Raw genomic sequence first — 17,489 nt, forward strand, 5'->3', positions numbered from 1 at the left:
CAACGGCGCTATCCTCGTCGGACTGCGGTTGCAAGCATCACGCGCGTGCGACGCACGCGGTGGCCATGCGCGCGGTCGGTCGAGCGTCGGGAATGGTCACGCTCTCTTGCTTGCTTCACACAGCACGTGCGTTGCTACGAAGCGAGGCACGGGTTTCGCTTACCTCATCCCACACGGCAAAAGAGTGTGCGTCAAAAGCGTGTCCGAAGGTGACGGCCGTTGACGGATGGAAAACCGATGTTTAAGGTGCCCCGCCCTTCGGATCAGCGATGTACGCTCCGGGGCTAACCTCAGCCCTTGCCGAAGAAGGACGAAGGCAGGTCGCGAATGAACAAGCAACAGCTCAAGAAGTTCAAGACGCTGCTCACCGAGAAGCGCGACGAAATCGTCAAGAAGGCGAAGCAGACGCTCGAGGAGGACATGGCCCTCGATGCGAACGACCTTCCGGACGAGATGGACCTCGCCTCGAGTGAGTATCTGCAGTCCTTCACGTTCCGTTTGCGCGGTCGTGAAAAGGTCTTCCTCGACAAGATCGAGAAGGCGCTGCGCAAGATCGAGGACGGGTCGTTCGGCACGTGTGAGGAGTGCGGCGAAGAAATTTCGACCAAGCGCCTCGAAGCACGTCCCGAGACCACGCTCTGCATCCGCTGCAAAGAGGATCAGGAGCGCATGGAGAAGGACTACACCTGAGCGTGTAACGCCGTCGCTTCGCGCGTGAGCCCAAGCCCGCGCGCGAAGGCATGACGGAATCAAAGCAGGCAGAGTCGAATCTGCCGATCAAGGTACGAAATCATCGCCGCGTAGGAGCGCCTCCTGCGTGGCGATGCTTGTTTGGCGGCCTTCGCACAGTCTTGGCGTCGCCGCCGCGAGGTGAACGATATGGGCGAGCATCAGTTTCAGGCGGAGGTCGGTCGCGTCCTCTCGCTGGTCATCAATTCGCTCTACAGCAACAAAGAGATCTTCCTGCGTGAGCTCGTGTCGAACGCTTCGGACGCGCTCGACAAGCTCCGGTTCCGTTCGATCACCGAGCCGGCGCTGCTGGAAGGTGACTCGTCGCTGGTGATTCGGCTCAAGGCCGATCGCGAACGCGGCGTCCTCGTCATCGAAGACACGGGCGTCGGCATGACGGAGGCGGAGCTCGTCGAGAACCTCGGAACCGTCGCGCGTTCCGGTTCGCAGGCGTTCGTGCAGAAGCTGGAAGAGGCGCAGAAGAAAGACGTCTCCATCATCGGCCAGTTCGGCGTCGGCTTTTACAGCGCTTACCTCGTCGCCGATCGCGTCGAGGTTGTCTCGCGCGCAGCCGGAACCGACAAGGCGTGGCGCTGGTCGTCGTCGGGCAAAGACACGTTCGACGTCGAGCCGGCGGAGCGCGCGTCGCGCGGCACGTCGATCGAGCTGCACCTCAAGGAAGACCAGAAGAACCTCCTCGACGAGTGGGCGCTGCGCGATCTCGTGCGCCGCTACTCGGATTACCTCGCGTACCCGATCGAGCTCGAATCGGTGAAAGACGGCGAGATCAAGCGCGAGACGCTGAACAAGGCGAGCGCGCTCTGGCAGCGTTCGAAGAGCGAGATCACGGACGAGCAGTACGACGACCTCTATCGACACCTGACGCACGACTTCGAAGCCCCGCTTGCACGCACGCACTTCCGCGTCGAGGGAACGCTCGACGTGGTCGGTCTGTTGTGGGTGCCCAAGCACCCTCCCTTCGATCTCGACGATCCGCGGCGCCGTCACGGCGTGCAGCTCTTCGTGAAGCGCGTCCTCGTCATGGACGACTGCGACGCCGTTCTCCCGCAGTGGCTTCGCTTCATGCGCGGCGTGGTCGACTCCGAAGACTTGCCGCTCAACGTGTCGCGCGAGCTGCTCCAGGAATCGAACACGCTCAAGACCATCAAAAAGCAGGTCACGAAGCGCGTCGTCGACTTGCTCGACGAGGTCGCGAAGGACAAGCCGGAGGACTACAAAACCCTCTGGAACGCGTTCGGGCGCATTCTGAAGGAAGGCCTCGTCGTCGACGCCGACTGGAAAGATCGCTTGGCGAAGCTGACGCGCTGGCCGAGCACGGGCGGTGAAGAGCCGATCTCGCTCGAGGCGTACGTCTCCGGCATGAAAGAGGGCCAGGAGGCCATCTATTACGTGACCGGCGAATCGCGCGACGCGCTCGCGGGCTCACCGTACCTCGAGGCCTTGCGCGCACGCGGCTACGACGTCCTCCTCATGACGGACGCCGTGGACACCTGGGCGGCCGAGGCCATCGCGGAGTTCGACGGCAAAAAGCTCGTCAACGCGATGAGCGCGAACGTCGCGCTTCCGAAGACGGAAGAGGAAACCAAGAAGACGGAGGAGGCGGCGAAAGATCTGGCGCCGCTGCTCGACGTCGCGAAGAAGGCGCTCGAGGGCAAGGTTCTCGATGTCCGCTTGTCGAGCCGCCTCACGGACTCGCCGGCGTGCCTCGTGCTCGCCACAGGGGCGATGCCCGCGCACCTCGAGAAGGTCCTCCGCCAGAGCGGCAAGGACGTCTCGCGTGGAAAGCGCGAGCTCGAGCTCAACCCGACGCACCCGGTGGTGCAGAAGCTGGCGGAGACGGCGAAGGCGTCACCGTCCGATGCGCGCCTCAGCGACTGGTTGGTCGTCCTCTACGAGCAGTCGCTCCTCGCCGAAGGAAGCCCGCTCGAAGATCCGAACGGCTTCGCGCGCCGCCTCACGTCGCTGCTCTCCCAGGCCGTCGCCGCCACCTGAGGAATTCTCGGGTTGCCACCGAACCTCCGGACTTCGCGCTACGGGCGAGCCGAGCGAAGGAGCACCGGGGGTTCGGGGCAGTCGGTGGGGACGTCGTAGTCCGCGAGGACCGTAGGATCGTCGACGGCCACGCGCACGCGGCGTTCTCCAGCGTCGTTGAGAACGCGATCGAGTCGCGGCGCCGACGTGGCCGAAGCGTAGACGGCGAGAAGCTCGCCTCGGACGACGACCGGGTGGCCGCCTCGTCCTCGAAAGACGGGCGTTGCGGCTACGGCCCCGCGTTCGACCGCGCCGAGAAGCGACTGGAGCGTTGCTGGCGCGACCGGCAGCATGTCGACCGGCGTGACGACGACGTGCGCGCTCGGGCGATCTTCGATGGCCAAATAGTCGAACGCCACGGCGAGGGATTCGGCCTGCGTGCGCGTGGACGCCACGAGGATACGAAGGCGAGCGCGAAGCTCGCTCGACGATGTGACGAACAGCCGCTCGACGTCGCGCGCATCGGCAGGACGGACGACCACGGCAATCGTGCTGCAGTTTGTTTCGTGTAATGCGCATGCATGCCGATCGGCGAGCGGACGGCCTCCGAGCCGCAGCAGTGCTTTCGAGCAGCCCATTCGCCGACCTTCGCCGGCCGCCAGCACGATGCCGATGCGCTCTGTCATACCGGCAGTGTCCGGATGATGGGAAGGTCGCGCACGCGCGTCCCGGTCAGCGCGAAGATCGCGTTGGCGGCCGCCGGAGCGACGGGGGGCACTCCAGGCTCGCCGACGCCGCCCGAGAGGGCGCTGCTCTGGACGATGTCGACGTGGATCTTCTTCGGTGCTTCGCCGATGCGCATGAGCCGGTAGTCGCGGAAATTGCCTTGCTCGGTGGCTCCGTTCTTCATCGTGATCTCGCCGTAGAACGCGTGCGACAGAGCGAAGATCACCGCGCCCTCGAATTGGGAGCGCACGCGCTCGAGATTCACGATGACGCCCGGATCGGCCACGCTCCACACCTCGTCGACGCGAATGCGGTCGCCGGGGCCGCGAATGACCGAAACCACGACGGCCGCGTAGGTGAGGAAGCTCCGGTGGACAGCGAGGCCGAAGTAGCGGCCGTCGCTCTTGCGATGTTGCCAGCGGCACTGCTCGGTGACGCGCTCGATGACGCGGCGGTAGCGACCGACGTCGATCGGATGCTGATCGAGCGACTGACCATAGTTCGGCAGGGCGTCGACCCCGAGCTCTTTGGTGCCGACGATGCGGGGCGGGCCGAGGATGTCGAGCAAGTTGTCGCGCGGGTCGAGGTTGCGCGCGAAGGCGAGCTCGTCGATGAAGCTCTGTACGGCGAACGCGTGATAGATGTTCGCCACCGAGCGCAGCCAACCGATGCGCACGTAGGCGTGGGCCTCCACGTTCTCGGCGCGCACGTTGGGGATGGCGAGTGGAACGTCGAGTACGCCCTGCTGCAGCTCGCCGACCTCCGACGAGTTCGTGGCCTTGAAGAGCGAGGGGATGGGGGGATAAGCCGTGCGATGCTCCCACGCGATGACCTTGCCGGCGTCGTCGAGGCCTGCCTCGAGCCGCTGCATGCTGACCGTGTGGTAGTAGTCGTGCTGCACGTCGTCTTCGCGGGTCCATTGCAAGCGAACGGGCGCGCCCACGGCACGCGAGACGAGGGCCGCCTCGGCCACGTAGTCCGGCATCGATTTGCGACCGAAGCCTCCGCCGAGCAGGGTGACGTGGATCGTGACCTTGCTCTCGTCGAGCCCGAGCGCCCTGGCTACTTCGGTACGGGCGGCCTGCGGGTTCTGCGTGGCTGCCCACGCCTCGCACGACGTCGCGTCGGCGCGGGCAATCGCAGCAGGAGGCTCCATCGTCGCATGGGCGAGGTGGGGCACGTAATAGACGGCGTCGATGCGACGCTTCGAGTTGGCGATCGCCGCGGGCGCGTCGCCCACGTTGCGCACGACCCGGCCAGGAGATTGAACGTCCTCCAGAAGCTTCTGCCGGAACGCGCGCGAATCGTAGGTGCCGTTCTCGCCCGGCTCCCACGCGATGTCGAGCTGCGAGCGGCCGCGCATCGCCGACCAGGTGTCGGTCGCGACGACGGCCACGCCGCCGAGCGCTTGGAAGGCGTAGGGCGGCTTGGGGACGGGGAGAGGCACGACGCGCTTCACCCCGGCAACGGCGAGAGCTTTGGAGTCGTCGTAGCGCGCGACTTTCCCGCCGACGGTCTTCGGGCGTGCCACCACCGCCACGAGCATTCCTGGAAGTTTGACGTCGGCGCCGTAGATGGCGCGACCGGTGACGATGTCGGGGCCATCGACGAGCGGAAGTGCCTTGCCGACGTGGCGGAGCTCCGAATTCGGACGCAGCTGGATGTCCGTCCTCTTCGGCAGCGGAAGCTTCGCCGCGGCGGTGGCGAGCTCTCCGAATCCGAGCGAGCGCTTGCTGGCGTCGTGGAAGACGGCGTGGTCACGTGCATCGCAGCTCGCCGCGAGAACGCCCCATTTCTTCGCCGCAGCCGCGACGAGCATCATGCGGGCGGCGGCGCCCACGCTTCGGAGCGCGTCGTAGAAGCCGCGTACGCTGTGCGAACCGTCGGTGTTCTGATCGCCGTAAGCTTTGTCGCCGTCGGCCTGGACGATCTTCACGTGGGCCATGTCGGCGCCCATCTCGTCGGCGATGAGGACGGGGAGCGAGCTACGAACGCCTTGACCCATCTCCGAGCGCGCGCAGACGATGCTCACGAGACCGTCGGGAGCAACGTGGACGAAGAGGTTCGGTCGAAACCCTTGGCCGGCGTCGAGCGTCTTCTTCTCGGCCTCCTTGTCGACCGGATTGGGCTTGGCAGGTTCCTCGGCATGCGCGAACGAGCCGAGCGCGAGGCCGGCGGTTCCGAAGCCGAGGCCCAGCAAGAACGAACGGCGAAGCAGCTGGATCGAGGTCGTGCTCATGTCACTCCCCGGTGATGCCCGCGGCCTTCTTCACGGCGGCGCGAATGCGTACGTAAGTCCCGCAGCGGCAAAGGTTGCCCGCCATCGACTCGTCGATCTGCGCGTCGATCGGCTTCGGATTCTTCGCGAGGAGAGCGGCGGCGGTCATGATCTGTCCGGACTGACAGAAGCCGCACTGAGGCACGGCGAGATCGAGCCACGCCTTCTGGACAGGGTGCGAGCCGTCCGTCGACAGCCCCTCGATGGTGGTGACGGTCTTGCCCGCGGCTCGACGCATGGGGAGCACGCAGGTGCGTACGGCCTCGCCGTCGAGGTGGACGACGCATGCTCCACACAGCGCCTGCCCGCAACCGTACTTGGTGCCCGTCAGGCCGAGGACGTCACGCAAGACCCAGAGGAGCGGCATCTCCGGATCGACGTCGAGGTCGTGATCGACACCATTCACGCGTACGCGAATGCTCATGGCCTTGCCTCCCGGCGGGGACACGCCGCGCCGCTCCTCGCCCACGCCGCCATCAATGCGCCGAATTGCTGCTGCGTTCCAGGCGCGGGAACGCGATCGTGCCCTGGCGCCCATCCCCACGCCACCAGCGCGTCGTGCGCCGAGTGCTCGACGATCTGCTCGAGATTCTTTCCGCCGTTGCGCTTCGTGTCCTTGAGCTGCTCGCACAACTGCTCGGGCGTGCGCCCCACCCATGCCATGCTGATCGGCGCGAGATGCCATTTCGGTGCGCCCGGCACGCGTGCGAGCTCCACGTTCGCGTCTTGATGGCACGACGTGCATTCGAGGCCGGGAACACCTTTGTCGGCGGGGCCGCGCACGACGGGAGGATCATGGGGTCTGTCTTGATCGCCCTGCTGAGGCGTGTCTCCCGCCGGATGGCAGTTCTTGCAACGCGGGTGGAGCATGACGCGGGATGCTTCGAGGAAGAGCGCACGGGAGCGCTCGTTCTTGTCTTGGATCGCATCGAACACGCTCGGCGCTCGAAGCTCGCCAGCGGCGACGGCGGGCAAGGGAGGTGGAGCCGCGGGATGTCCCCCGCAGCCGAGCAGAGCGAGCGTGGCCAACGACGCGGTCCAAGGCGCGCGCAGCATTCGCCAGTCATACGTCGAGCGCTGAGCGACGACGAGATGGCAGGGCGCCGCATGCTCACTGAGGCTTTCGCGCTCGTGCGTTCGCGTTTGGTCGCGGGAGCGTTCGCGCGACGGCCGACCAGTCGAGATCGCCTTTGCCTTCGGCGATGGTGGCGATGAAGCGATCACGCAACACGCTTCCGAGCGGCATGGGGACGTCGACGGACTCGGCGGCTTCGAGCGCCAGCTGCACGTCTTTGAGGCCGAGGCGCACCTTGAATCCGGCCGGACGGAAGCGGTCTTCGGCAATCATCGTTCCGTATGCCTCGAGCACCTTCGAACCGAGGAGCGAGTTCGCGATATCGAGGTACGTCTTGGCGTCGATGCCGTGTTCTTCGTTCATCGCGATGGCCTCGCCGAGCGTCTCGAGCATCACGGCGAGTACGAAGTTCACACCCAGCTTCACCACGTTCGCCTTCTTCGGCTCGTCGCCGAGCACGTGGACTTTGCGCCCAACGACGTCGAGGAGCGGCTTCACGCGTGCGATGCTCTCGGGGGCGCCTGCGGCGAGGACGACGAGCTGCGCCTTCTCGGCGGCGTCGGGGCGGCCGAGCACCGGCGCGGCGACGTAGCCATGGCCGGCCTTGCGATGTGCGGTCTCGAGCTTCGTCGACATGGCCGGGCTGATCGTGCTCATCGAGACGTGGACGGCGCCCGGGGCGAGCCCGGCGATCGCGGCGCCCTCGCTCGAGAGGAAGGTCGCCTCGACCGCCGCGTCGTCGGCCAGCATGCTGAAGACGACGTCCGAACCTCGTGCGGCCTCGGCGGGCGAGCCCACGGCGCGGAATCCTTCGAGCTCCTTCTCGAGCTCGTCGGCCTTCGATCGCGTGCGGTTGAACCCCTTCACCCGGTGCCCCGCGCGGACCAGGTTCGAGGCGATTCCGTGACCCATGCTGCCGAGACCGACGAAGCCGAGATTCATCGCGCGTTCCTTTCGTGAGTCCGACCGGGGAGGACGCGCGTGGACACGCAATCGGCGTGCAAGGATCCGGACGACGGCTCGAGCACGCGTCTTACGTCGTCTGTTTCGCGTGTGGCTCGAGGTCGCGACTGAGCTACCTTCGCTGCGTGGCTCCTCGACTCCCTAGTGCTCGACTCCCTAGTGCTCCGGGGCCCGAGCCGATCCCCGGCGTGGGCACGGTGTTCCACCTCATTCGCTATGGGCGCGATCCCATCGGCGTGACCGACCGGCTCTTTCGCGAATATGGCCCGATCGTCTCGCTCGTACGTGGGCCGGTTCGCATCTTCAGCCCTGCGGGTTGCGCCATGGTGTTCGCCACCGGCGCAGGCGTGAACCGTCAGATTCTCACCGAGCACGATCGCTATCACATGTGCGCGCTGCCGGGCGCGCTCTACCCGAGCGACGAAGTCCTCGCCGAGGCCGCGGCCGCAGACAAGCGCTGGCGCGCGACACCGGAACGATTGCAGCCGATTCGGCGCACGCTGACCGGCCTCTTCCACGTCAACGGCGCGGAGCATCGTCGCCACCGGCGGCTTCTCATGCCGGCGTTCCACAAGACGCGCATCGACGCCTATCGCGACGAGATGGTGGCCCTCACCACGAAGGTGCTCGACGAGTGGCGCGACGACCAGGTGCGTGACGTGCTCGAGGACATGACCGAGCTCACGCTGCGCATCGCGACCAAGACGCTCTTCGGCGAAGACGCCGGCGAGCAGGGCGTTCGCCTTGCGCGCATGTTCCAGGAGTGGCTGGTGACGAAGTTCTCACCGGCGATGCTCTTGCGGTTCGACGCGGGACCCACGGTCTTCCGGCGCTGGCTCGATCTCACACGCGACATCGACCAATGCACACTCGACATCGTGCGCGCCAAGGTTGCGCGCTCCAAGAGTCAGAGAGACGTCGCACCCGACATGCTCTCGAGCCTCATCGCCGCGCGCGACGAGGACGGCTCGGCGCTCGACGAAGACGAGCTCGTGGGCCATGCCGGCGTGATCTTCGCCGCCGGTCACGAGACCAGCACCAACGCGCTCGCTTGGACCTTGCTGCTGCTGTCGCAGCACCCCGACATCGCCACCGACCTCGTCGACGAGCTTCGCGGCGTGCTGCGCGGTGAAGCGCCGACGGTGGAGCAGCTCGGAAGCTTGCCGCTCCTCGATGCGGTGGTGAAGGAGAGCCTTCGCATCCTTCCGCCGGTGCCCATCCATCCAAGGCTCGTGGCCAAGGACTCCGAGCTCGAAGGCCATTCGCTGCCGGCGGGCACCGAGCTCTTCTTGAGCATCTACCACATGCACCACGATCCGGACGTGTTCCCCAGGCCGCAGCGCTTCGACCCTTCACGGTGGTCGAAGATCAAGCCGACGGTCTACGAGTACAACCCGTTCAGCGCGGGCCCCCGCATGTGCATCGGCGCGTCGTTCGCGACGATGGAGATCAAGATCGTGCTGGCGATGCTGCTCCAGCGCTTCCGCATCGAGCTCCTCCCGGGCGCGCGCGTCGATCGACGCGTCACCATCACGATGGCCCCGAAGAACGGCTTGCCGATGCGCATTCGCCGCGCGGACGATGCCTGGGGAGGCGGCCCGCGCGATCTGCGCGGCAACCTCCGCGAGCTCGTCGACTTCTCGTAGGCGTCGACCACGCCTCTATGCACTTAACGGATGCGGATGCACCGACCCAACCGTCGGGCCGGTGCATCTCACGCCGCTCGGTCATCCGACGTTGGGCGCCGCCGGTTTCGGCGTGACTCCCGCGGTCAGGTCGCGAGAGCGCTCAGGACTCCGTCCCAGAGCGCGATCCTCGCCTCGATCGCCGACAAGGCAGCCCCTTCCGCCACCGCCGCCAGGCGCTCGGAAGACGCACATAGTTCGTCGAGTAGGCGCGAGGCGAGGGGGCCGTGCGACCCCTCATCGATCTCGATGTGTCGTTCGAGGTAATAGCGGAGCCGCGTAGTGCTTGCCTGCTCGCGTTCCAGCGTCACGAGCAGCTCCCTGAACATGTCCGGGATGATGGCCTCGCGGCCGTGGAAGAAGGCCGCCGCCACCGCGACCGGCGGCGCCGCGCGGTCGAGCGCCAGACTCAGCGTGTGACGCGTGAAGCTCGCCGCGGCCTCGGGCGCGCGCGACGATGCGAGCGCCGACGCCGGCTCGACGCCTCCGTCGAGTTGCTCGAGAAAGCCGAGGATGGGGCCCCGGTCCGCGCCCGCTTCGCGCATGGCCTCGAGGTAGACTTCGAAATGCGAAGCGTGCCCCCCGCTACCATCGTCGTCACTCTCTTCGCCCAGCACGATTTCGTTGATCAGCCGAGCGAAGCCGCGGTGGGCGGGCCGGCGCCACGGCAAGGTCACGGTCGTGAACTCGATCTGGAGCCGCTTCAGCAGGCTCATGAAGTCCCATACCGCGAAGACGTGATGCTCCATGAAGACACGTGTGTCGTCCGGACCGAAACGTCGCGCGAAGAGGGGATGCGAGAGGAGTCGTTCGCGTGCGGCGGTTACACGAGCGGTGGTGGGCATGACGATGACGCACGCTAATCCCTCGCGTCCGAAGTTCCCACCGGAGCGAGCCGGCGCTCGACTGGTGACAGCTGCCGGTCGAAAGGTATCGGTGAGGAACGAGCGATATCGCGATCACGGGCGCGGCGACGAGCTCAGCCGAAGGCGCTCGGGCGACGCTCCAGTCTGCAACTCAGCGCGGCGGTGTCGGCACACGCTCGCAGCTTCGGAAAGGGCTGACGTTGCTTGCTTCGCTCGTGAAGGCAGGCGCGCGCTCACCGTCCGCCGCGAAGGTCGTAGCCTCGAAGCGTGCCGGGCTGCGGGAAGTGCTCGACGAGGAAGTCGCGGAAGACGCGGACGCGTAGAGGCAAATGCTCGCTCGACGGCGTGACGACAAAGAGGGCGGGGCCCACTGCCCAGAGATCCGGCAAGACGGGGATGAGTTCGCCGGCGGCAACCAGGTGCGCGCCGACGAGGTCGGGTAAGAGTCCGATCCCCGCGCCGGCCACCGTCGCCCGGCGCACGAAGGAAATGTCGTCGGAACCAACGCGCCCGGTGACGATGACGTCACTCTCGAGCCGCGCCCCGCGTAGACGCCACCGACAGCTCCCGTTTTTCGGTTTGAAGAGCACACACGGATACTTCTTCAAGGCGGCGGCCGATTTGGGAGTTCCGTGTTCGGCGAGATAGCTCGGCGCCGCGTAGAGACGAAACGTCATCTCTTGAAGCTTGCGCACGACGAGCGACGAATCCGTCTGTCGGCCCGCGCGAATGCCAAGATCGTAACCGCCGGAGATGAAGTCGGGCGCGCGTGGCGACAGCTCGACTTCGACGTACACGTCGGGGTAACGCGCGCTGAACGCTGCGCAGATGCGCGGCAGCACCTCCGAGCCGATGTCCGTCGGCGCCGAAACGCGTAGGCTCCCCCGCGCGCTCTCTTGTTGCGCTTCGGTCGCGTGGCCCGCAGCGTGAAGCTGGCCGAGGGCTGCGGCGGCGCGCTCATAGTAGCTCTTGCCCGCCGCCGTGAGCGCCAGTGAGCGCGTCGTGCGGTGCATGAGGCGAACCGAGAGCGCGCGTTCGAGCCGCGCCACGCGCCGGCTCACCGTCGACTTCGGACTCGCGAGGCGACGCGCGGCTTGGCTGAAGCTCCCTGCCTGGACCACTTCCACGAACGTCGCGACGTCGTTCAGGTCGAGCTCGTGCATGCTCGTTGTTCGGCTCACGGGCACCGTTCCATTCAGGGAACAGTATTGTGATTCGTGTCGTCTTGTGCGGCAAAAGCAACAAGCTAGGGTTCCCTCGACGGCGCGCTCACGCTTGGGCGCGTTGAACCTCGAAACCTCGCCTGCGTAGCTCGAGCGCGCTCGCACGCGCTCGCACGCCTTCGCGCCGACTCCGTACGAGACGGATCAGGACGCCTTCGCCTTCTCCAAGGTGGGCGCCGACGTTCCGTTCCCTCGTTCGGGGCGACGTGGACGCGCGACGAAAAGGAAGATCATGTCGAACGCCTCCCTCGGCCGCTCGCTGCTGGCAGCGGCCATTCCCAACTACGTCGTTCCGGCAGTGATGAGCGGCACGTCCGCTTTCGTCCTCGGTGACGCGCGGCTCTTGTCTGCGTCGTACTCGACGATTGCCGTCCCCTCAGCCATCGCGGGGGTACTCGTGACGCTGCTTCTCTTCGAAAGGACACCACCAAAGACAAACGCGCAGGCTTTGCGCTTTGGCCTCGCCATCGCGCTCGGTGCGCTCACCATCGCGGCGTTCGTCGCCGGTGCGCTCGTGCTCTCGGGGCTCGCCCCTTCGACGCTACTCGGTGACGCTTGCCCCTCGGCGTTCATCGGAGCGGCGATGACGGTGCGCGCGTGGAGCCGCCGAGCGGGAGCACGTGGCGCATGGATCGACGCGAGCGCGAGGCTTCCTCTCCTCTCAGTCTCGACGATGGCGGTGTTCACGACCGGATGTGTCGGCACGGCGCCGCCGTTCGGAGATCGAACCGCCATCGGCCTCCCCGCGCGTCCCGTCGAGGGCGCCTCGCCGACGACGTTTCGAGCGTACGACACCGTCGTCGGTATTTGCTCCGAGTGGGCGAACCTCGCAAGCACGCGTTCGGCGAGCAGCCGACGGCAAGCGGCGACGGCTGGAGCGTTGTCGACCGTCGCAGGCGGCCTTGCGTTTGCGTCGGGCGCCGTGACGGGGGCGCTCGCCGGGCACGCGAGCGGCGATGGCGACAAGGACAAAGCGACGGATATCGGCCTCGTGGGTGGTCTCGTGACGATGGGCTTCGGCGTCGTCGCGACGATCTCGGGCATCTACACGACGACCCGCGCGAGCAAGATTCGCGAAGCCGACGCGGCCGGCGCGGCGATCGAGCGCGCGATGTCCAGGCACACCCTGACCGCGCTGGCGGATGCACCTACGACGCGAGACGCGGCGCTCGCCCGAGAAGCGGTCGCGATGCTCATCGAATGCACGGCGACCGCGCGCGCGTTCGAGCCCGAGCTGCTCGACGTATCGCGACTATCGCCACACGAGGCACGTATCGCAGCCATCGTGCGCGATACCCCGTCGGGTGATCCAGCGCTGCCACGTCGCCTCGAGGAGGCGCTGTTTTCGAAGGGAGAGGAACGATGATGATCGCAATGATTGGAGCCACCGGAACCATCGGGCGACACGTTCTTGGGAGGCTACTGGGAAGGAATACCCCCGTTCGTGCGCTGGTGAGGGATGCGCGTCGCGTGCCGTCTCTGGATTCATCTCTGAATTCGTCCCCGGCTCTGTCCGCGAGTCCTTCTTTGGATTCTTCCGTCCACTTCATCGAAGGCGACGCTGCCGACGAGGGAGCACTTCGAAGGACCTTCGAAGGGGCCGAGAAGCTTTTTCTCGCGATGGCGAACGGTCCCGAGCAAAAGGCGCTCGAGCTTCGTGCCGTCGCCGTGGCGCGTGAAGTCGGGATTCGCCACATCGTCAAAGTCTCCGCGCCGGTCGTCGGTCCGGACGTGCCCGTCGCCATCGCGCGTATGCACTTCGAGATCGAGCAGGCCATCGAGCGCTCCGCAATGGGCTTTTCCCACCTGCGGCCCTACGGGTTCATGCAAAACACGCTGGCGCTCCTGCCTTCGATTCGTGCGACGGGCACCTTCTTCGGGGCGGCGGGCGATGCCCCCCTCAATCGCGTCGACGCACGCGACGTCGCCGACGTCGCGGTCTTCGCTCTCACGAAGCCGGAGCCGGAGCAAAGGGCATACGTCGTCACCGGGCCAGAGGCCATGACACACGACGACCTCGCCGAGCGTATCTCCGCGCTCGGTCGGCCCGTGCGCTACATCGATCTTGGCCCGGACGCGTATCGTGCACACTTGCGACGGCAGCCGCTTCCGGATTGGCTCGTCGAGCACCTCGTGGAGATTGAGCTCCTGGCGCGTGTCTATCCCGAGATGCCGAACGACACCGTGCTCCGCACCACGGGCCACCCGCCACGAACGACGGAAGCCTTCCTTCGCGAGAACGCGGAGGCGTTCCTGGGCCCGCACGAGGGCTGAGCGTCCAGAGATAGCCCCGACGGAGCGATGTCTTCTACTGGCTCGGCGCTTGGACTTGCTGGCGCGCGTACTGGGTTGGCGGCATACCGACGTGACGCGTGAACGCGACGCTGAATGTACTCGCCGAGCTGTAACCGACGCGCTCGGCGACTTCGGCGACGGAGCCGTCTCTCTTGCGCAGATGGTCCTTTGCCAAGGCCATGCGCCAGCCGAGCAGGTACTCCATCGGGGCGACGCCCACAGCGCGGTTGAAGCGCTCGAAGAACGTGGAGCGCGACAGCGCGGCCGCTTTTGCCAATTGGGCTACCGTCCACGCCTTGGTCGGCTCCTCGTGCATTCGTCGTATCGCGACCGCGAGACGCTCATCGCCGAGGCCGCGCAAGAGGCCTGGTGAAGCTGCCGTTCCGGCCGTGGAGCGCAGCGCCTCGATGAGAAGCACCGACAGAAGGTGAGCAAGAATGACCTCGCGTGCGGGCCGTCGCTCGCGACACTCGTCTCCGACGAGCTGCACGAGCGTGCCGAGCCTCTCCTGTCCGCGAAGGTGCACGAGCCGCGGGAGCAGCGACACGAGCAGCGCGGCATCCGGTGAGCCGAAGACGCAATAGCCGATCACCATGCGAACGTCGGGCGGGCCACTTCGAATGCCATGCCGGAATTCGCCGTTCGGCAGCGCGACGGGCGTCGTGTCCTTCGCCGGCGGCTCGAGGCTGGAGGCCGTGAAGTCGTAGGCCGAAGGAACGAGGACGAAGTCGCCCTTCTGAAGCGGCATCGGCGCGTCACCGGCGGCGGCAAGCCGACACGAACCGTCGAGGACCAGGCAATAGAACAGTCGCCCAGCCTCGGAGCGCCGAACGCGCCACGGACCTCGAGCGCTGACGAGCTTCGAAAACGGCGTGCCGGGCTGGAGAAGCGAGACGACCTCTGCGAGGGGATCAACCACGGCCGGACTCCTGCAAATGAAACACGGACTCCCTGTTGTAGCACGTCCGGATCGGGCTCCGTATGGTCTCCCCATCGAACCGTCACGACAGGAGCTCGCATGAAAACGATTCTGATCACCGGCTGCTCGTCTGGATTCGGCCTCGAAACTGCGCGGTACTTTCTCGAGCGCGACTGGAAGGTGGTAGCGACGATGCGTACGCCACGCGAAGGGGCGCTACCCCGCTCCGAACACCTCCGCGTGCTCGCGCTCGATGTCACCAATCCGGAGAGCATTCGCCGTGCGGTGGCCGAGGCAGGTGCCATCGACGTGCTGGTCAACAACGCAGGCATTGGTTGGCTGAATGCGCTCGAAGGGACTTCGATGGATATCGCACGCGAGGTCTTCGAGACCAACACGCTCGGCACGATGGCGATGACCCAGGCGGTGCTGCCTCAGTTCCGCGAGCGCAAGGCTGGCGTCGTCGTCAACGTCACTTCTAGCGTCACGCTGAAGCCGCTCCCGCTTCTCTCCGTGTATACCGCAAGCAAAGCTGCGGTGAACGCCTTCACCGAGTCCCTCGCTCTGGAACTCGAGCCATTCAACGTACGCGTGCGGCTGGTGTTGCCGGGGCGCGCGCCCGACACTCGCTTCGGGGAAAATGCGCGGTCTCGCATGCAGGGAGGCTTTCCCGACGCCTACGGCGACATCGTGCAGCGTGTCTTCGCGGGATGGCAGAAGGATTCGTCTCCGCTCACGCGCTCGCAGGACGTGGCGGAAGCCGTGTGGCGCGCGGCAACGGATCCATCGTCTCCCCTTCGCATTCCTGCCGGCGCCGATGCTGTGGCGTTGGCCGAAGGAAGCTGATCTAGGCGCGCGACTTGCGCGACGCACGCCGCTTCCGCGCAGCCGGCGGTAGCCACCAACAGAGCGAGCATCGCAAGCCAGAGCCAACGCACCGCCGTCGAGCTAGCAAGTGCACTGCCAGCGCCGTCGGACTGAGGCTCCGCGGGGATTGCTCGAATTGAGCAGTTGATTGCTCAATTCGTGCAAAACCAGGCATCGCAGCTGCGCACTCGGGCGCAGGTAGATAAAAGAAGGTACAAGGAACGTACGCGTGCGGTTCATTCCGACGCGATCGCGCGAAAGCGAATAGCTCCTTGGACAGCCTCTTAGGAGCAACTAGTCATTCTCTTCGGGGCAAAAATGAAGATTCGCTGGACTGTCGCTTTGCTGGTTGTTGGCTGTGGCGTCTCACCGGACGCCGATGACCCGTCCCCGGTCGACGGCGTCGACGGCGTCGACGGTGGCATTCCGTCGACCGATGCAGGCCCGACATCGACACCCGATGCGGGGACAGAGCCGGAGCCATCCTTGCCGCCATGCGCGCTCGACGGAGGCGTCGGCGATGCGGGACTCGACTGCAGTGCACCCTCGAGCTGTGACCAAGTCACACCGGTTCGAGACAACGCGGGTGTCGTCGTTTGCGACTTCTGGGCAGCGCTGCCGAAAGCGCGTTGGATCGAGCTTCGCGGCACGCACTTCATGGAGCTTGCCGCTCCTCTGATTCCACCGGGAAAGTATCTCGGGAACGAGAAGATCTCCGCGATCGTCGATGCGTACTCGGATCCGACCTACGACGAGAAGCGCGAGAAGGCCTTCTTCTACGGAGGTGGCCACAACGACGGAACCGTCAACGCATTGGTCGAATTCGATCTGAGGCGATTGACGTATGCGCTCACGATTCCGCCGACACCACCGATCTATTACCCGCCGTCGTACGCGGCAGGAAACGGCGGCGGAGGACCTGGACCGCTCGTCTATCCTTCGGGTGCGGCGCCCGGTTATTTCTCGTCCACGCTCACGGATCCGCTGGATCTCCCATACAAGGCTCCGCAAGACGCGCCGGGCACGACGCACATCTACGGATCGTCTGCGATGGGATCGGATGGACTGATTCGCTACTTCTATGCGCAATATCGCGAAGTGGACGTCGTCGCGAAGAAGTGGTCCCACTTGGGCGACGTCGACCTCGGGGCGCAGCTCGACGCGCTCGATTACAGCCACGAGCCGCTGCAACAGGGGACGATGGCCGTCTACGATGCCGTGACGAATCGATACTTCGTTACCCTCGTGCCCGGAGACGCAGGCATCAACAAGCGTCACGCCCTCATCCGATTCGATCCCGTGACACGGAAGATCGAACAGCCCGTCATTCCCGTTCCGACGGGGTCGTCGATGGATCTCTTGATCGTCGGCCGTAAGATTTACGGCTTCGGAAGCGGCCAGGGTTACCCGAACACGGATACGAGCGCGGGCTTCGCCTACGACATCGACAACGGGACCGTTGACCGGGTCCTCGTGGTTGGCGACACCTACACAATAGCGAGCAGCAACACGCAGGAGGCGGCACCGTCGTTCTACCATCCAGGACTCGGCAAGATCGTCCGGTGGAACTATGGGGCAAGCGTCAGCTCAGTCTACCTTCTCGACCTTACACCCTCGGGAGGGGCAGGGACTGCCGCCGATCCACACAAGCTCCAGCAAACCAAGATATCGGTTGCCGGCAAGCCTCCGAATCCAGTTTTGAATTACCGTCGGCTCTTCTTCGATACCGACATCGGCGTCGCGCTCGTCTTGCCGCAATCGAACAGCAACTGGTTCGCGCTCAAGTTGTAAGTCCGACGCCTCGCGTTACGCTGGTCCGACCCGAAGCTGCCCTCTCGAGAGCTTCGGGTCGGCGCGCGGTTTACGCAATC

The 17,489-nt window shown here is 65.8% G+C and carries 15 protein-coding genes; 7 read left to right on the forward strand and 8 right to left on the reverse strand.

The genetic code is table 11. The features are described 5' to 3' along the window. Positions 1-327 precede the first annotated feature (327 nt). On the forward strand, positions 328-690 hold the full coding sequence (locus tag AKJ09_RS27765; protein ID WP_146650880.1) for a TraR/DksA family transcriptional regulator: 363 nt from the start codon (positions 328-330) through the stop codon (positions 688-690). A 189-nt stretch (positions 691-879) separates the two neighbouring features. Continuing rightward, on the forward strand, positions 880-2,742 hold the full coding sequence (gene htpG, locus AKJ09_RS27770; RefSeq protein WP_146650881.1) for a molecular chaperone HtpG: 1,863 nt from the start codon (positions 880-882) through the stop codon (positions 2,740-2,742). A gap of 38 nt (positions 2,743-2,780) precedes the next feature. Here the strand turns inward: htpG and AKJ09_RS27775 are convergent, their stop codons facing one another. The 5 genes from AKJ09_RS27775 to AKJ09_RS27795 are packed head-to-tail and all read right to left on the reverse strand — an operon-like array spanning position 2,781 to position 7,742. Then, positions 2,781-3,407, reverse strand: coding sequence for a nucleotidyltransferase family protein (locus AKJ09_RS27775; RefSeq protein WP_146650882.1), 627 nt, complete (start codon positions 3,405-3,407; stop codon positions 2,781-2,783). Then, entirely contained in the window at positions 3,404-5,686 is a 2,283-nt protein-coding gene (locus AKJ09_RS27780) for a xanthine dehydrogenase family protein molybdopterin-binding subunit (protein WP_146650883.1), read from the reverse strand. The genes AKJ09_RS27775 and AKJ09_RS27780 overlap by 4 nt, the downstream gene beginning before the upstream one ends. 1 nt (position 5,687) lies before the next feature. Next, positions 5,688-6,149: a (2Fe-2S)-binding protein gene (locus tag AKJ09_RS27785; protein WP_146650884.1), complete on the reverse strand. Its 462-nt coding sequence runs from the start codon at positions 6,147-6,149 to the stop codon at positions 5,688-5,690. After that, positions 6,146-6,781 (reverse strand): Isoquinoline 1-oxidoreductase subunit, encoded by a 636-nt coding sequence (locus AKJ09_RS27790; RefSeq protein WP_146650885.1) that lies wholly within the window; start codon positions 6,779-6,781, stop codon positions 6,146-6,148. Before AKJ09_RS27790 ends, AKJ09_RS27785 begins: the two co-directional genes overlap by 4 nt. Positions 6,782-6,836: 55 nt before the next feature. Further along, positions 6,837-7,742, reverse strand: a complete 906-nt coding sequence (locus AKJ09_RS27795) for an NAD(P)-dependent oxidoreductase (protein WP_146650886.1) — start codon at positions 7,740-7,742, stop codon at positions 6,837-6,839. A 146-nt stretch (positions 7,743-7,888) separates the two neighbouring features. Here AKJ09_RS27795 and AKJ09_RS27800 point away from each other — a divergent pair, with 146 nt between their 5' ends. Next, complete coding sequence (locus tag AKJ09_RS27800; RefSeq protein WP_146650887.1) at positions 7,889-9,409, forward strand: cytochrome P450; 1,521 nt, start codon at positions 7,889-7,891, stop codon at positions 9,407-9,409. Between the two features lie 125 nt (positions 9,410-9,534). Here the strand turns inward: AKJ09_RS27800 and AKJ09_RS27805 are convergent, their stop codons facing one another. Both AKJ09_RS27805 and AKJ09_RS27810 read right to left on the reverse strand, forming a co-directional pair. Beyond that, positions 9,535-10,293 carry a DUF3050 domain-containing protein gene (locus AKJ09_RS27805; protein WP_146650888.1) on the reverse strand — a complete coding sequence of 253 codons (759 nt, stop codon included), beginning with the start codon at positions 10,291-10,293 and terminating at the stop codon, positions 9,535-9,537. A 254-nt stretch (positions 10,294-10,547) separates the two neighbouring features. Continuing rightward, positions 10,548-11,495, reverse strand: a complete 948-nt coding sequence (locus AKJ09_RS27810; protein ID WP_205633821.1) for a LysR family transcriptional regulator — start codon at positions 11,493-11,495, stop codon at positions 10,548-10,550. Between the two features lie 274 nt (positions 11,496-11,769). On the opposite strand from AKJ09_RS27810, the gene AKJ09_RS27815 reads away from it, so the two are divergent. Both AKJ09_RS27815 and AKJ09_RS27820 read left to right on the forward strand, forming a co-directional pair. Further along, the gene (locus tag AKJ09_RS27815) at positions 11,770-12,903 is read left to right on the forward strand and encodes a hypothetical protein (protein WP_146650889.1); all 1,134 of its coding nucleotides are present in this window, start codon (positions 11,770-11,772) and stop codon (positions 12,901-12,903) included. A gap of 8 nt (positions 12,904-12,911) precedes the next feature. After that, positions 12,912-13,811, forward strand: a complete 900-nt coding sequence (locus AKJ09_RS27820) for an NmrA family NAD(P)-binding protein (protein WP_240488968.1) — start codon at positions 12,912-12,914, stop codon at positions 13,809-13,811. A gap of 34 nt (positions 13,812-13,845) precedes the next feature. On the opposite strand, the gene AKJ09_RS27825 is transcribed toward AKJ09_RS27820, so the two are convergent. Beyond that, positions 13,846-14,751, reverse strand: coding sequence for an AraC family transcriptional regulator (locus AKJ09_RS27825; RefSeq protein ID WP_146650891.1), 906 nt, complete (start codon positions 14,749-14,751; stop codon positions 13,846-13,848). 99 nt (positions 14,752-14,850) lie between these two features. Here AKJ09_RS27825 and AKJ09_RS27830 point away from each other — a divergent pair, with 99 nt between their 5' ends. Together AKJ09_RS27830 and AKJ09_RS27835 are read left to right on the forward strand one after the other, a co-directional pair. Continuing rightward, positions 14,851-15,597 (forward strand): SDR family oxidoreductase, encoded by a 747-nt coding sequence (locus AKJ09_RS27830; RefSeq protein ID WP_146650892.1) that lies wholly within the window; start codon positions 14,851-14,853, stop codon positions 15,595-15,597. Positions 15,598-15,936: 339 nt separating this feature from the next. Beyond that, on the forward strand, positions 15,937-17,409 hold the full coding sequence (locus AKJ09_RS27835; RefSeq protein WP_146650893.1) for a hypothetical protein: 1,473 nt from the start codon (positions 15,937-15,939) through the stop codon (positions 17,407-17,409). The last annotated feature ends 80 nt before the right edge of the window (positions 17,410-17,489 follow it).

Origin of the sequence: Labilithrix luteola, from assembly GCF_001263205.1 — a bacterium.
GTDB classification, from domain to species: Bacteria; Myxococcota_A; Polyangia; order Polyangiales; family Polyangiaceae; genus Labilithrix; species Labilithrix luteola.

What these genes read in the sequence shown, in the direction of transcription:
- AKJ09_RS27765 (WP_146650880.1), top strand. Translation starts at nt 328, where the DNA reads ATGAACAAGCAACAGCTCAAGAAGTTCAAGACGCTGCTCACCGAGAAG.
- htpG (WP_146650881.1), top strand. Translation starts at nt 880, where the DNA reads ATGGGCGAGCATCAGTTTCAGGCGGAGGTCGGTCGCGTCCTCTCGCTG.
- AKJ09_RS27775 (WP_146650882.1), bottom strand. Translation starts at nt 3,407, where the DNA reads ATGACAGAGCGCATCGGCATCGTGCTGGCGGCCGGCGAAGGTCGGCGA.
- AKJ09_RS27780 (WP_146650883.1), bottom strand. Translation starts at nt 5,686, where the DNA reads ATGAGCACGACCTCGATCCAGCTGCTTCGCCGTTCGTTCTTGCTGGGC.
- AKJ09_RS27785 (WP_146650884.1), bottom strand. Translation starts at nt 6,149, where the DNA reads ATGAGCATTCGCGTACGCGTGAATGGTGTCGATCACGACCTCGACGTC.
- AKJ09_RS27790 (WP_146650885.1), bottom strand. Translation starts at nt 6,781, where the DNA reads ATGCTGCGCGCGCCTTGGACCGCGTCGTTGGCCACGCTCGCTCTGCTC.
- AKJ09_RS27795 (WP_146650886.1), bottom strand. Translation starts at nt 7,742, where the DNA reads ATGAATCTCGGCTTCGTCGGTCTCGGCAGCATGGGTCACGGAATCGCC.
- AKJ09_RS27805 (WP_146650888.1), bottom strand. Translation starts at nt 10,293, where the DNA reads ATGCCCACCACCGCTCGTGTAACCGCCGCACGCGAACGACTCCTCTCG.
- AKJ09_RS27815 (WP_146650889.1), top strand. Translation starts at nt 11,770, where the DNA reads ATGTCGAACGCCTCCCTCGGCCGCTCGCTGCTGGCAGCGGCCATTCCC.
- AKJ09_RS27820 (WP_240488968.1), top strand. Translation starts at nt 12,912, where the DNA reads ATGATTGGAGCCACCGGAACCATCGGGCGACACGTTCTTGGGAGGCTA.
- AKJ09_RS27830 (WP_146650892.1), top strand. Translation starts at nt 14,851, where the DNA reads ATGAAAACGATTCTGATCACCGGCTGCTCGTCTGGATTCGGCCTCGAA.
- AKJ09_RS27835 (WP_146650893.1), top strand. Translation starts at nt 15,937, where the DNA reads ATGAAGATTCGCTGGACTGTCGCTTTGCTGGTTGTTGGCTGTGGCGTC.